Consider the following 13,961-nt stretch of genomic DNA (forward strand, 5'->3'; position numbering starts at 1 on the left):
CGCACGCGCGCGGGCCGCCCCCTGTTATGTCCCTGAGATTGTTGACAAAACTGTTGACGACAGCCTGAACGGTTGCTTAGGTTCAGCGCACTCCTTATTTGGTCGAGAGGAAAACAACGATGTCCTCCTCCCCCGCCCCGTCCTTCCGGGGCAGCAGACTGGCGCTGCTGGTCGTCGTCCTGTGCTGGGTCGCCGTGCTCTTCGACGGCCTCGACATGTTCATCTACGGCTCCGTGCTGCCCCACATGCTGGCGGAGAAGGCACTCGGCATCACCTCCGGCCAGGCGGGTGACCTGGGCAGTTACGCCACGTTCGGCATGCTCGTCGGCGCCCTGACCGCGGGTACGGTCGCGGACCGGATCGGCCGCAAGAAGCTGATGATCGCCTGCGTCACCCTCTTCTCCCTGGCCTCCGGGCTCTGCGCGACAGCCGGCAGCGTCGGCGTCTTCGGCCTCGGCCGGACCCTGGCCGGTGTCGGCCTCGGCGGGCTGCTGCCCACCGCCATCAGCATGGTCTCCGACTACGCCCCCCGCGGCCGGGCCGCCCTCACCATCGGCCTGCTGATGACCGCCCACCACGCGGGCGGCATCCTCTCCGCCTACGTGGCCCTGTGGATCGTCGAACCCCTCGGCTGGCGCGCCGCCTTCTGGGTCTGCGTGGTCCCGCTGCTCTTCGTCCCCGTGCTGGTCAAGTGGCTGCCCGAGTCCCTGAGCTTCCTCGTCGCCCAGGGCCGCCGCGACGAGGCCGGCGCCCTCGCCGCCCGCTTCGGCGTCGAGCCGCCCGCCGCCCCCGCGGCCCGCCCCGCCACCGCCCGCTGGGGCAACCTCGCCGCCCTCTTCCAGGGCCGCGAGTGGGTCCAGACGCTGCTGTACTGGCTGGCCTCCTTCGGCGGCCTGCTCCTCGTCTACGGCGTCGCCACCTGGCTGCCCACCCTGATGCGCGGCGAGGGCTACGAACTGGGCTCCGCGCTGACCTTCGTGGTCCTGTTCAACCTCGGCGGCATCGTCGGCATGCTGGTCGCCGGCCGCGCCTCCGACCGGTTCGGAGCCCCGCGCATCTCCGCGGTCTGGTTCGCGCTGACCGCCGCCGGTGTCTTCCTGCTCAGCGTCCACATGCCGCTCGCGCTGACCTTCCTGGTCGTCTTCCTCACCGGCGTCTTCCTCAACAGCGCCCAGACGATGATCTACGCGACGGTCTCCATCGGCTCCGCCCCCGACCACCGCGCCACGGCCGTCGGCTGGACCTCCGGCATGGGCCGCTTCGGCGCGGTCTTCGGCCCCTGGCTCGGCGGCCAGCTGCTCGCCGCGGACAAGGGCGACTGGGGCTTCACCGCCTTCGCGCTCGCCGGAGTGTCGTCCATGGTCTTCATCGGCATCGCGGCGGCCCGCACCGGCAGGCGCACGACGACGGACACCGCCGACCGGAAACTGGTGGGCGCCCACTGAGCGCTCCGACCCCGACCGGGACGCCGGCCACCGCGCGGACGCGGGGCCGGCGTGGTCAGGGTGTCGTCAGGCCCCGCTCCGCCAGGACGCTCCGGCACTCCTCGGGCAGTGCGCGGACCGTGAATTCGGTGACCTGTGAGCCCCCGTCGTACGCGAAGGCCGAGGCGGACGGCGGGACCGGTGACGCCGGGGAGGCGGCGGGTGCCGCCGTCGCGGCCGACTGGGCGCGCTCCTCGGCGAAGGCGTCGGCGATGTCCTCGCAGTCGACGTGCGGCCCCGACGGCGACGCCGTCGGCCCCTCGGCCGGGAACTCCGGGCCGTCCGCGTACGGATCGCCGCTCAGCACGGCGGTGGTCGCGAGCCCGGCCAGACACAGGGCCGCCCAGACGGCGGCGATCCGCCGGCGGGGGCTCACCGGCCGGGCCGGGGGACGGTGATCGGCATGGTTCCCTCTCGTGGCCGGGGGACGGCAGCGTACGGCATCGCCCCGGCCCGCACGCGCGCGGACCGGGGCGACGGCGAGGACGAGCCGCGGCTCAGTCCGACGTGTCTCCGTGCCCCCGGCGCGACAGCCACGCCGCCGCGAGCGCGCCCGAGATGTTGTGCCACACCGAGAAGACCGCCGCCGGCAGCGCGGCCAGGGGGCTGAAGTGGGCGGTGGCCAGGGACGCCGCGAGGCCCGAGTTCTGCATGCCCACCTCGAAGGCCATCGCGCGGCTGCCGCCCTCGCCGAGCCGGCCGAGGCGGCCCGCGCCGTAGCCGAGCGCGAGGCCCAGACCGTTGTGGAGGACGACGGCGACGAACACCAGCAGCGCGGCCGACTTGATGGCGGCGGCGCTGCCCGCCACCACCACCGTCACGATCACGGCGATGGTCAGCGCGGACAGCCACGGCAGCACCGGCAGCGCCCGCTGCACCCACCGGCCCGCCACGAGCCGCACGACGAGACCCGCGACGACCGGCAGCAGCACCGTCTTCAGGATGTCGGTGACCATCGAACCGGCGTCCACCGGCAGGTACTCACCGGCCAGCAGCAGCGTCAGCGGCGGCGTGATCAGCGGGGCCAGGACCGTGGAGACGGTGGCCACGGAGACGGACAGGGCGACGTCGCCGCGCGCCAGGTAGGTCACCACGTTGGAGGCCGTACCGCTCGGGGCGCAGCCGACGAGGATCACACCGGCGGCGAGCTGCGGGGAGAGGTGCAGGAGGTGGGCGATGGCCCAGCCGAGCCCCGGCATGATGACGTAGTGCGCGACCAGACCGAGCGCCACCGCCCACGGCCGCTTGGCGACCCCGCGGAAGTCCTCGGGGGTCATGGTGACGCCCATGCAGAACATCACGACACCGAGCAGGTAGGGCACGCCCTCGCTCCAGCCGTCGAAGCCGCCCGGCAGGAGCAGCCCGAGGGCGCCGGCGGCGAGGACGAGGACGGGGAAGACGGTGACGGCGCGCCGGGCGGAACGGTCACCGGTGGCCCGGTCGGCGGTCGGTTCTGGCTGTGCGGGTCGTTCTGTTCTCACTGTGCGAGACAACGCCTGGTCAGGGGGTGGACGCAAGCGTGTCTCGGCATGTGATCCGTCACAGGGACGGCGGTCTCCCGGCCCTCGTCTCAGTCCTTGCCCATCTGATCCTCGGCCGACAGGTGCTCCACCGTCACACCCGTCTCCGTGAACGTCCGGGTGACGTGTCCCGACGAGTACACCCACAGGATGCGCAGGGGAGTGGTGCCCACGTTGCGGAACAGGTGGGGCACGGGGGAAGGGATGTACGTGGTGTCGTACCGCTCCAGCTTCGTCACCTCGCCGTCCACCCACACCTCCGCCTCTCCGTCGAGGACGGTCACGTGCTCGTCGCAGTTGTGTGAGTGCGTGGGCGCCCCGGAGCCGACCGGGTACACACTCATGCCGCTGGTGATGAGGTTCTCCCCGCCGGCCGACGGTGTGGTGATCAGGGGGGTCGTCACCACGGCACCGCCCCGGTCGAGCAGGGGGACGGACGCGGCCTTGACGATCGTGGTCATCGTGGGGGTTCCTCTCGGGTCAGGGTGTCGCGTCGACCGACGTTAGGTCGCGACGCCGCCCGCCGGTGCCCTCCCGCGTGCAGGTTTACGTTGCGCTCCGGGAGGGGTGTGCTTCTTCGGCCCGGCTGTACCGTCACTCGTCACCGCAGGGCGTTCGACCCATTGCGGCAACGCGCCGGAAAGAAAAGGCAGGTATCGGCCAGATGAGGCTCCCCGTACTCACCGAAGAGGACATGGACCAGCGGCAGCAGGAGCTGGCCGCGCGGATCGCCGGCCGTCGCGGCGCGGTCCGCGGCCCCTTCCGGGTCTGGCTGCACAGCCCGGAGATGTGCGAACGGGCCGAGTCCCTGGGCGCGTTCGCCCGCTTCGACTGCAGCCTGCCCGAGCACCTGCGTGAACTCACCCTGCTGATGGCGGCCCGCAACTGGGACGCCCAGTACTCCTGGAACGCCCACGTCCACCAGGCGATCGAGGCCGGTATTCCCGAGGAGGCCGTCAAGGCCGTCGCGGAGAAGCGCGAGGCCCACTTCGACAACGAGGCCGACCAGGCGTTCTACCGGTTCTGCCGGGAGATCCTGGAGGACCACTTCGTCTCCGACGACACCTTCGCCGCCGCCCAGCGCCACTTCGGCAACAAGGGTCTGGTCGACACCATCGGCGCCCTCGGCAACTTCACCATGCTCGGCATGTGTCTCAACACCTTCCAGGTGGACCTCCAGGCCGACAGGGAACCCCCGTTCCCGGACGTCCGCGGCTACGGCCGGGTCACCCCCGACGCCGACCGGTCCCGGCCGTGAGCCCCCGACACCGGCCGGCCGTGGCCCCGGGCTCCCTCAAGGACCCGGCGACGGAGCCGGGTACCGAGGTGACCCCGGCCCGGCCGCCCGTGGTGCGGGTACGGGACGTCACCAAGAGCTTCGGCGGGGCCGCCGCCCTCAAGGGTGTCGACCTCGACCTGTACGCCGGTGAGATCCACGCCCTGATGGGCATGAACGGCGCCGGGAAGTCCACCCTCGTCCAGGTGCTCAGCGGCGTCCACCAGCCCGACTCCGGCACCGTCGAGGTGGCCGGGGAACAGCACGCCTCCCTCACCGTGCGCAAGGCCCGCAGGCTGGGCATCTCCTGCGTACCGCAGCGCCGCGAACTCGCCATGGGCCTCACCGTCGCCGAGAACGTCCTCCTCGGGGACCTGCCCACCCGGGCCGGCGCCGTGCGCTGGAAGGCGGTCCGCGCCCGCGCCCACGAGGCGCTCACCGGCCTCGGCATCGACATCGACGTCGACCGGATCGCGGGCACCCTCACCGTCGCCGAGCAGACCATGGTCGAGGTCGCCCGGGAGGTACGCCGCGGCGGCCGGGTGCTGATCCTCGACGAGCCGACCGCCTGCCTCAGCGCCAAGGACGCCGGGCAGGTCCGCGCCCTGGTGCGGCGGCTGCGGGACGAGGGCGTCGCCGTCGTCTACATCTCCCACTACATCGACGAGGTCATGTCGGTCGCCGACCGGGTCACCGTGCTCCGCGACGGCGCCCTCGTCCGCAGCGCCCCGGCCGCCGAGCTGGACCACGCCGCGCTGGTCCGCGGCATGGTCGGCCGCGACGTCGTCTCCACCCGGCCCGCCCGCCCCGCGGCCGCGGACGACCACGGACTCGTCGTCCGCGGCCTCACCCACGGCCGTGCCATCCGCGACTTCACCGTCGAGGTGCGCAAGGGCGAGATCGTCGCCGTCCTCGGCCCGGCCGGTGACGCCCAGTCCCGCCTCTTCGACCTGCTCTCCGGACGGCAGCGGCCCGACGCCGGAGAGGTCCACGTCGACGGCCGCGCCGTGCCCTTCGGCCGGGTCCGCGCCTCCCTCGCCAGCGGCCTGCGCTGCGTCACCGGCGACCGCCGCTCCCTCGGCCTGGTCCAGTCCATGACCGTCGACGAGAACCTGATGCTGGCCGGCGACCGCTTCGCCCGCCGCCGGCTGCACCGCGCCGCACACCTCGCCCGCCGCGCCGCCCCCGTCCGCACCACCTACGGCGTCGTCGCCCTCAGCGGCAACCCGCCGGTCGGCTCCCTCTCCGGCGGCAACCAGCAGAAGGTGCTGCTCGGCAAGTGGCTGGAGACCGAGCCCGTCGCCTGCTTCCTGGAGGACCCCACCAACGGGGTGGACGTCGCCGCCATGGCCGACATCCACACCCTCCTCGACGGCCTCGCCGCCCGCGGTGTGGCCGTCCTGCTCGCCTCCTCCTCCGCCGAGGAGGTCATGCGCCTGGCCGACCGGGTCGTCGTCGTGAGCGCCGGACGCACCGTCGCCGAGCACCACATCGACGCCATCACCCGCGACGAACTCGTCGCGACCGCACTCGGAGGTCAATCGCAGTGAGCCTCAAGACCCCCTCCGCCTCCCCGGACGTCCACTCCGGTGGCCCGGCCGGACGCGGCGCGGCCTCCCGCCCCGGCGCCCGGAGGCTGCTGCACGTCCCGCACGGCGGGCTGATCCTCGTACTGCTCCTGGTGTGCGTGTTCACCGCCACACAGGCCGACGCGTTCACCTCCTCGCAGAACCTGCTCAACGTGTTGCGCCAGGTCAGTGTCAACGCCGTCATCGCCGCCGGCCTGACCCTGCTGATGACCTCCGGCGGCATGGACTTCTCCATGGGCTCCAACGCCGCCGTCACCCTGTGCGCCGGCGCGCAACTCCTCGACGGCGGCTGGTCCACCCCCGCCGTGGTGGTCGTCTGCCTCGCCCTCGCCACCCTGATCGGCCTCGTCAACGGCCTCGTCGTCACCTACACCCGGGTCGCGCCGTTCGTCGCCACCCTCGCCTCGGCGATGCTCCTCGACGGTGTCGCCCTGCTGGTCCTGGACGGCATGAGCGTCACCATCGGCGACAAGATGTCCGCCCTCGGCAACGACGAGGTGCTCGGTGTGCCCTACCTGACGGTCGTCGCCGTCCTGGTGCTGGCGCTCACCGGTGTCACCATGCGCTTCACCACCTTCGGCCGCGACGCCTTCGCCATGGGCGGCAACGAACACGTGGCCCGGCTCAGCGGCATCAACGTCAATGCCCGCAAACTCGCCCTGTACGCGCTCGCCGGGGTGCTCGCCGGACTCGCCGGGCTGATGCTGCTCTCCCGGCTCGGTGCCGCGGCGCCCAACACCGCCGGACTCCAGACCCAGCTCACCGCCGTCGCCGCGGTGGTCATCGGCGGCACCTCGCTCGCCGGCGGCCACGGCACCGTCGTCGGCACCGTCTTCGGTGTCGTCCTGCTGGGCTTCGTCGGCAACGCGCTCAACCTGCTCCAGGTCGACAGCAACTACCAACTCGTCGTCACCGGCGGCGTGCTGCTGATCGCCGCCGTCATCAACGAGTTCCAGCGCAAGTCCTCACCCGGGCACTAGGGCGCTTCCGACGGACCTCCGCGGCGCCCCGCCGCCCGGCACGCACCTTCTCTCCGACGACGCAGGAAAGGCCCCACCCACCATGAAGCCCACCCACCGGTCACGCCGCACCGTCGCGGTCTCGCTCGCCGGCGCCGCCGCCCTGGTGCTCGCCGGATGCGGTTCCGAGGACGACGGCGCGGGCGCCGCCGGCGGCTCCGTCACCCTCGGATTCGTCAACGGCTCCAACACCCACTTCCACTCCTGTCTGCTCAAGGCCGTCGAGCAGGAGGCCGAAACCCAGGACGCCGAGGTGTACTCGGCCAACTCCAAGCAGGACGCCGGGACCGAGCTGTCCAACATCGAGGACATGATCTCCCGGAACGTGGACGCCCTCATCGTCCAGACGGTCAACGTCGACGCCCTCGAAGGGGACATAGCCAAAGCGAAGAACGCGGGCATTCCCATCTACCTCACCTCCGTGGCCACCGACGACATGGCCGACGTCCTCGGCGCCGCGGTGGTCGACCTGAAGAAGGTCGGCGCCCTGGACGCCGGGTGGATCGAGAAGGACGCCGCGGGGAAGGCCGCGTCGGTGGGCATCGTGGCCGGTGCCCCCGGTGCCGCCTCCGACCTGCTGGTGGGCGGCTTCAAGGACGCCCTGCCGAAGAACGTGAAGGTCGTCGCCGAGCAGCCCGGCATGTTCAACCCGGCGAAGGCGCAGGACGTCGCCGAGAACATGATCCAGGCCCACTCCGACCTGGACTACGCGTTCGTCGCCAACGAGGAGATGGCCTTCGCGGTGCGCAAGGCGTTCGACGCCGCCGGCGCGAAGGACGTCAAGATCGTGTCCGTCAACGGCACCGAGGACGGCATCGCCGCCGTCGAGGACGGCCGCCTCTCCGCCACCGTCGCCAACTCGGCGATGACGATCGGACAGACCGCCGTGAAGAGCACCGTCGGACTGCTCGATGAGCGACAAGGTGTTGACAAGATCTCCGACATTCCTCTTGTCTTGGTCACGAAGGACAACGTGAGCGAGGCTCCGCAGTACTGCCCGAAGTAGGCCCCCACCGGGAACCGGCGCCCCTCTCATCCGTATTCGAGTCTCATCCGTATTCGAGCCGTTTCTGAGCCGCGCACGTCCCGCCGTACGTCCGGCCTGCCCCCGTGGAGCCACCACCGGGGGCGGGCCGGCGCCCGCGACGGGCCTTTGCACCCCGCACCGCGACGCCGGCGGGCGGGGTGCGCCTTCGGAGGAAAACATGGACCGTCTGCTCCTCATGCACAGCTTCGTGACCGTCGCCCAGGTCGGCAGTTTCAGCGGGGCCGCCAAGAAACTCGGATCGTCGGGTTCCCTGGTCTCCCGCCACGTGGCCGAACTGGAACGCCAGGTGGGGGTCCGGCTGGTGAACCGCACCGCCCGCTCGGTCAGCCTGACCGAACCGGGCCAGCGCTACGCGGAGTTCGCCGCCCGCATCCTGGACGAGATCGAGGCCGAGGACGCGGGCATCGCCCGGCTCCACGACCGCGCCGAAGGCACCCTCAGCGTCATCTGCCCCAAGTGGATCGGCAGTCTGGACCTCGGCGACGCCATCGCCGCCTTCTCCGCCGCCCACCCCAAGATCCACATACGGTTCGAGCTGGGCGGGATGTCGGACCGTACGTACGACTTCCTGGACAGCGGCTTCGACGTCGCCTTCCACACCCGGGACCTGCGCGACTCCAGCGTCCGGCTGAAGAAGATCTCCTCGCTGCCCTTCGTGCTGTGCGCGTCCGAGGCGTACATCGAGCGGCACGGGTCGCTCGCGCACCCCAACGACCTCGCCCACCACGACTGCCTCGTGCACGTCAACGACCCGGTCTGGCGGATCGGCCACGGCCATGCCAGCACCCTGCACAAGATCCGCAACATCGCCTTCTCGTCCAACTCCTACATCGCCCTGCAGAAGGCCGCCGTGCACGGCCGGGGCATCGCCCTGCTGCCCCAGCGCCCGGTCCACGACGACATCGCCGCCGGCGCCCTGCAAGTGCTGCTGCCCGAGCTGGCGGTGCCCGACCGACCGCTCTACGCGATCTACGGCCCCGGCCAGGACACCCCGCGCAAGGTCAGCGTCTTCCTGGACTTCCTGGCCGAGTGGTTCTCGCAGAACCCGATCCCCGCCATCGGGGCCGGCGGAGCTGTCGGGGCCGTCGGAACCGGGGACTGAGCCGCCGGCGCAAGAAAGGGTTGCGCACCCGGCGGCCCTCGGGCCATTGAGGCGCCCGCGCCCGCATACCTACGCTCACCAGGCGAGACGGAAACGAGGAAGCCATGGGAATCCAGCGCATCGAGTCGGTCACCTACAGCATCGACGATCTCGGCACCTGCGTCCGGTTCTTCGAGGACTTCGGGCTGTTCCTGGTGGAGCGCACCGACGAGCACGCCGTGTTCGAGACGCTCACCGGACAGACCCTCCACCTCGACACCGAACCCTCCGGGACGCTGCCGCCCCCGGTGGAGGACGGCCCCACCCTGCGGGAGGTCGTCTGGGGCGTCGACACCGAGGAGGAACTGGACCGCCTGGTGACCGCCGTCGCCCGCGACCACCCGGTGCGCGCGAGCGCCGACGGCGTCCACCGCACCACCGACCTCAGCGGCTTCGGCGTGGGACTCACCCTCGCCCGGCCCAAGGAGACGACCGTCGTACCCCGCCGCGCCAACACCTCCGGCAGCGTGCACCGCTGGAACGAGGCACTGACCCCGATCACCCGGGTCCACCCCCTGCGCATGTGCCACGTCGCGCTGAACATCGCCAAGGACGGCAAGGACGAGGCCGTCGCCTTCTACACCGGCCTCCTCGGCTTCCGCCCCACCGACGTCGTCGAACCCATGGGCGTCTTCATGCAGGCCCCCGGCGACGACGACCAGCACACCATGCTGCTCTGCCACCGCCCCGACCGCGTCTCCGTGAACCACGTCGCCTACGAGGTCCCCGGCTTCGACGACGTCGTCGAGGGCGGCAACCACATGATCGAACGGGGCTGGCGGGAGGCCCGCCGGCTCGGCCGCCACACTGTCGGCTCCAACGTCTTCCGGTTCCTGCACGCCCCCTGCGGCGGACGTGTCGAGTACGCCGCCGACATGGACCGGGTCGACGACACCTACGGCACCCGCGTGCACACCACCACCCCGCCCCACCACATCTGGGCCCTGCGCACCAACCGCGACCAGGACGCCCCCGCGTCCTGAACCCCTTCGAGAGGGCACCCACCCATGACCACCGACCACGGCTACCCCGCCGTCCGCATGTACGTCGCGGGCGCCTGGTGCCAGGGCGAGACCGGCCGCACCGCCCCGGTCGTCGACCCCGCCACCGAAGAGGTGATCGGCGACGTACCGCTGGCCACCCCCGCCGACCTGGACCGCGCCCTCGACGCCGCCGCCACCGGCTTCGAGGTGTGGCGCGCCACCCCCGTCGCCGAACGCACCCGCGTCCTGCACGCCGCCGCCGACCTGATCGCCGAGCGCGCCGACGCCATCGGCCGTATCGCCACCCTGGAGCAGGGCAAGCCGCTCGCCGAGTCCACCGGCGAGGCCCGCCGCACCGCCGACACCCTGCGCTGGCACGCCGACGACGCCCGCCGCGCCTACGGCCGCGTCATCCCCTCCGCACCCGGCACCGTACTGACGGTGCGCCGCGAACCCCTCGGCCCCGTCGCCGCGTTCACGCCCTGGAACTTCCCCGTCGGCGGACCCAACCGCAAAATCTCCTCGGCGCTCGCCGCGGGCTGCTCGATCGTCATCAAGGCGTCCGAGGAGACCCCGGCCACCGCCATGGAACTGGTCCGCTGCTACGCCGACGCGGGCCTCCCGCCCGGCGTCCTCAACCTGGTCTTCGGCGAGCCCGCCGAGGTCTCCGAGCACCTCATCTCCTCCCCGGTGACCCGCCTGGTCGCCTTCACCGGCTCCGTCCCCGTCGGCAAGCTCCTGGCCGGCCGGGCCGGGCAGGTCATGAAGCCCTCCCTGATGGAACTCGGCGGCCACGCCCCCGTCATCGTCTGCGCGGACGCCGACCCCGTGCGGGCGGCCCGCCGGGCGGCCGGAGCCAAGTGGGCCAACGCCGGGCAGGTCTGCACCTCGCCCAGCCGCTTCCTCGTCCACGAGTCGGTCGCCGAGGAGTTCACCGCCGCCTTCGTCGAGGCCGCCGAAGCGGTCACCGTCGGCAACGGACTCGACGCGGGCACCCGCATGGGCCCGCTCGCCAACGAACGCCGCGTCGAGGCCGTGCGGCGGCTGACCGCCGACGCCGTCGCACGCGGCGCCAAGATCCGTACCGGCGGCGAACGCCTCGACCGCCCCGGGTACTTCTTCGCCCCGACCGTCCTCACCGACGTACCCGAGGAGGCGGAGCTGATGAGCGAGGAACCCTTCGGGCCGCTCGCGCCGGTCGTTCCCTTCCGCGACCTCGACGAGGCACTCGCGATCGCCAACTCCCTGCCCTACGGACTGGCCGCCTACGGCTTCACCGACTCCGCCGCCACCGCCGAGAGGCTCGCCGACTCCCTCCAGGCCGGCATCCTCTCCCTCAACCACTGCGGCGGCTCCGTCCACGAGGCACCCTCCGGCGGTGTCAAGGACAGCGGCTACGGCCGCGAGGGCGGACCCGAGGCCCTGGACGCCTACCTGGTCACCAAGCGCGTCTCCCACCTGCTGGTGCCATGAGGTACGCGCGCGTCTCGGCCGGCGGCCGGGCGGTGTGGGGCCGGGTGGGGGAGCGGGACGTCGAACTGCTCTCCGGCTCACCCCTGGAACACACCGCCCCCGACGTCATCGGCACCGTCCCCCTGGCGCACGCGCGGTGGCTGCCACCCGTCGTCCCGCCCGTCTTCTACGCCGTCGGCATGAACTACCCCAGGCACATCGCCCACGCGGGAGCCGCCACCCCCGAACGCCCCGAGGCCGGATACCGCGCCAACAACGCCCTCACCGGCCACCGCACCCCGATCGTCAAGCCGCGCGCGGTCACCGGCCGCTTCGAGGCCGAACCCGAACTCGTCGCCGTCATCGGCCGCACCCTGCGCCACGCCACCCGCGACGAGGCGCGCGCCGCGGTCTTCGGCTGGACGATCGGCAACGACGTCAGCGCCCGCACCTGGCAGCACCAGGACCGCACCTTCTGGCGCAGCAAGAACAGCGACACCTTCAAACCCATGGGTCCGTGGATCGAGACCGACGTCGACGCCCTCGCCCAGACGACCACGCTCCGGGTCAACGGCGCCGAGCGGGCGTCCTTCCCGACCGGCGACATGGTCTTCGACCCCTTCGACCACATCGTCGCGATCACCGAGCACATCACCATGCACCCCGGTGACGTGCTCTGGATGGGCGCCGAGTCCGTCTGCCGGCTCGAACCCGGCGACACCGTCGAGATCGAGATCAGCGGCATCGGCACGCTCACCAACCCCGTACACCTGGAAGGGAACGAGTCATGAGCGCAGCACCCCGCTACATCCACCACGTCAACTTCCCCACCACCGACCCCGACCGCACCGCCGAGTGGTACGCCAAGGTCTTCGGCATGAAGCGGATCATGCCCAAGTCCAACACCCGCGTGGTGCTGATGACCCGCGGCACCTTCGACCTGCACTTCACCCCGGTCGAGGAGATGGAGCGCATGGCGCCCTACCACTTCGCCGTCGAGGTCGACGACTGGGACGAGTTCCTCGCCCATCTCAAGGAACTGGGCATCCGGCACACCCGGCCCGTCCAGCGCCCCGAGAACCAGTCGAAGTTCTGCTACATCCACGACCCCGACCACACCATGATCGAGCTCGTGTACCACGCCAAGCGCCCCAACTGACCGCAGCCGCACAGGAGTACCCACTCATGCCCTACGCCGACTCCGACGGCACCTCCCTCTACTACGAGCGCCACGGCAGCGGCCCGGCGATCCTCTTCGTGCACGGCAGCGGCGGCCACCACGCCGCCTGGTGGCAGCAGGTGGCCGCCCTGCGCGAGGAGTTCACCGTCGTCACCGTCGACCTCCGCGGCTTCGGCAGGTCCGACTCCTCCATGCCCGAGTTCGACGGCCAGGACTTCCCCGGCGACGTCGTGGCCGTCCTGGAGGCCGAGGACCTCACCGACGTCATGCTCGTCGGCCAGTCCATCGGCTCCGTCGCCGCCCTGCGCGCCGGACTGATGCGCCCCGACCGGGTCTCCTCCGTCGTCCTCGGCCACTCCCTCGGCGGCATCGACCACCCCGAACTGCGCGAACTGGCCGCCGCCGACCGCGCCGAGGCCGTGAAACTCCCGGTCATCGACCGGCTGCTCACCAAGGCGTTCCAGACCGGCCGGCCCGACCTCACCTTCCTGTTCCAGCAGATGGGCACCTTCAACGTGGCCCGTATGCAGGACCTGCGCAACCTCGACACCGACGGCCCGACCCTGGACGAGATCCGGGCGTCCGGCGTCGAGGTCGCCTTCCTCGCCGGCGAGAAGGACGCGGTGCTCGGCGTGCAGACCGTCACCCGCGCCCACGAACTGCTGCCCGGCTCCCACCTGGAGATCGTCCCCGGCGCCCCGCACTCCATGTACTGGGAGACACCCGAGCCGTACAACGCCGCCGTCGCCCGGCTGCGCCGCACCCTCACCGCCCGTCCCGCTCCGGAGGAAGCCGTATGAGCACCATCAGCCTCGACGCAGCCGAGGAGATCATCGCCGCCGCGCACAAGCGCGCACAGGCCGTCGGCAAGGCGGTCAGCGTCGCCGTCGTCGACGCCGGCGGCTTCGTCGTCGCCATCCGCCGCCCCGACGGCGCCCGCCCGCTCACCCCCGACATCGCCCGCGCCAAGGCGTACACCGCCGCCGTGATGCAGCGCCCGGGGAGGATGCTGAAGAAGTGGCAGGAGAGCCAGCCCGTCTTCTTCTCCCAGCTCTCCCAGCTGCCCGGCGCCGCCATGCCCATCATGGCCGCCGACGGAAGCGTCACCATCAAGAAGGACGGTGAGGTCATCGGCGGCCTCGGCATCGCCGGCGGCACCGCCGACGAGGACCAGCACATCGCCGACGAGGTACTCGCCTCCCTCGGCTACGAACTGGAGTTCGCCGCCTGGGGCGTCGCGGGCACCCCCGCCGGGAAGGACCGCTGACC

Annotated in this window: 15 protein-coding genes; 12 read left to right on the top strand and 3 right to left on the bottom strand. The window is 71.8% G+C overall.

Annotation, left to right across the window (positions count from 1 at the left end; genetic code table 11):
- The first annotated feature begins 119 nt into the window (after positions 1–119).
- Complete coding sequence (locus UW392_RS53845; RefSeq protein WP_320782790.1) at positions 120–1,445, top strand: aromatic acid/H+ symport family MFS transporter; 1,326 nt, start codon at positions 120–122, stop codon at positions 1,443–1,445.
- A 55-nt stretch (positions 1,446–1,500) separates the two neighbouring features.
- Here the strand turns inward: UW392_RS53845 and UW392_RS53850 are convergent, their stop codons facing one another.
- From UW392_RS53850 to UW392_RS53860, 3 genes are all read right to left on the bottom strand, one after another.
- Positions 1,501–1,860 carry a hypothetical protein gene (locus tag UW392_RS53850; protein WP_320782791.1) on the bottom strand — a complete coding sequence of 120 codons (360 nt, stop codon included), beginning with the start codon at positions 1,858–1,860 and terminating at the stop codon, positions 1,501–1,503.
- A 121-nt stretch (positions 1,861–1,981) separates the two neighbouring features.
- A complete protein-coding gene (locus UW392_RS53855) occupies positions 1,982–2,965 on the bottom strand; it encodes a bile acid:sodium symporter family protein (protein ID WP_320782792.1) in 984 nt (327 codons plus the stop codon).
- An 89-nt stretch (positions 2,966–3,054) separates the two neighbouring features.
- Positions 3,055–3,465, bottom strand: coding sequence for a cupin domain-containing protein (locus UW392_RS53860; RefSeq protein WP_320782793.1), 411 nt, complete (start codon positions 3,463–3,465; stop codon positions 3,055–3,057).
- A gap of 233 nt (positions 3,466–3,698) precedes the next feature.
- On the opposite strand from UW392_RS53860, the gene UW392_RS53865 reads away from it, so the two are divergent.
- The 11 genes from UW392_RS53865 to UW392_RS53915 all read left to right on the top strand — a co-directional run bounded on the left by UW392_RS53865 (position 3,699) and on the right by UW392_RS53915 (position 13,959).
- The gene (locus tag UW392_RS53865; RefSeq protein ID WP_320782822.1) at positions 3,699–4,262 is read left to right on the top strand and encodes a carboxymuconolactone decarboxylase family protein; all 564 of its coding nucleotides are present in this window, start codon (positions 3,699–3,701) and stop codon (positions 4,260–4,262) included.
- Entirely contained in the window at positions 4,259–5,830 is a 1,572-nt protein-coding gene (locus UW392_RS53870) for a sugar ABC transporter ATP-binding protein (RefSeq protein WP_320782794.1), read from the top strand. The genes UW392_RS53865 and UW392_RS53870 overlap by 4 nt, the downstream gene beginning before the upstream one ends.
- The gene (locus tag UW392_RS53875; protein WP_320782795.1) at positions 5,827–6,849 is read left to right on the top strand and encodes an ABC transporter permease; all 1,023 of its coding nucleotides are present in this window, start codon (positions 5,827–5,829) and stop codon (positions 6,847–6,849) included. The genes UW392_RS53870 and UW392_RS53875 overlap by 4 nt, the downstream gene beginning before the upstream one ends.
- Positions 6,850–6,931: 82 nt before the next feature.
- Positions 6,932–7,894, top strand: a complete 963-nt coding sequence (locus UW392_RS53880) for a sugar ABC transporter substrate-binding protein (protein WP_320782796.1) — start codon at positions 6,932–6,934, stop codon at positions 7,892–7,894.
- A 199-nt stretch (positions 7,895–8,093) separates the two neighbouring features.
- On the top strand, positions 8,094–9,038 hold the full coding sequence (locus UW392_RS53885) for a LysR family transcriptional regulator (protein WP_320782797.1): 945 nt from the start codon (positions 8,094–8,096) through the stop codon (positions 9,036–9,038).
- A 104-nt stretch (positions 9,039–9,142) separates the two neighbouring features.
- Complete coding sequence (locus tag UW392_RS53890) at positions 9,143–10,060, top strand: VOC family protein (protein WP_320782798.1); 918 nt, start codon at positions 9,143–9,145, stop codon at positions 10,058–10,060.
- A 24-nt stretch (positions 10,061–10,084) separates the two neighbouring features.
- A complete protein-coding gene (locus tag UW392_RS53895) occupies positions 10,085–11,533 on the top strand; it encodes an NAD-dependent succinate-semialdehyde dehydrogenase (RefSeq protein ID WP_320782799.1) in 1,449 nt (482 codons plus the stop codon).
- Positions 11,530–12,303 carry a fumarylacetoacetate hydrolase family protein gene (locus UW392_RS53900; protein WP_320782800.1) on the top strand — a complete coding sequence of 258 codons (774 nt, stop codon included), beginning with the start codon at positions 11,530–11,532 and terminating at the stop codon, positions 12,301–12,303. Before UW392_RS53895 ends, UW392_RS53900 begins: the two co-directional genes overlap by 4 nt.
- Positions 12,300–12,671 carry a VOC family protein gene (locus tag UW392_RS53905; RefSeq protein WP_320782801.1) on the top strand — a complete coding sequence of 124 codons (372 nt, stop codon included), beginning with the start codon at positions 12,300–12,302 and terminating at the stop codon, positions 12,669–12,671. The genes UW392_RS53900 and UW392_RS53905 overlap by 4 nt, the downstream gene beginning before the upstream one ends.
- A gap of 26 nt (positions 12,672–12,697) precedes the next feature.
- Positions 12,698–13,492 carry an alpha/beta hydrolase gene (locus UW392_RS53910; protein ID WP_320782802.1) on the top strand — a complete coding sequence of 265 codons (795 nt, stop codon included), beginning with the start codon at positions 12,698–12,700 and terminating at the stop codon, positions 13,490–13,492.
- Positions 13,489–13,959, top strand: a complete 471-nt coding sequence (locus tag UW392_RS53915; protein WP_320782803.1) for a GlcG/HbpS family heme-binding protein — start codon at positions 13,489–13,491, stop codon at positions 13,957–13,959. The genes UW392_RS53910 and UW392_RS53915 overlap by 4 nt, the downstream gene beginning before the upstream one ends.
- The last annotated feature ends 2 nt before the right edge of the window (positions 13,960–13,961 follow it).

This window comes from Streptomyces sp. CRN 30 (assembly GCF_034105845.1).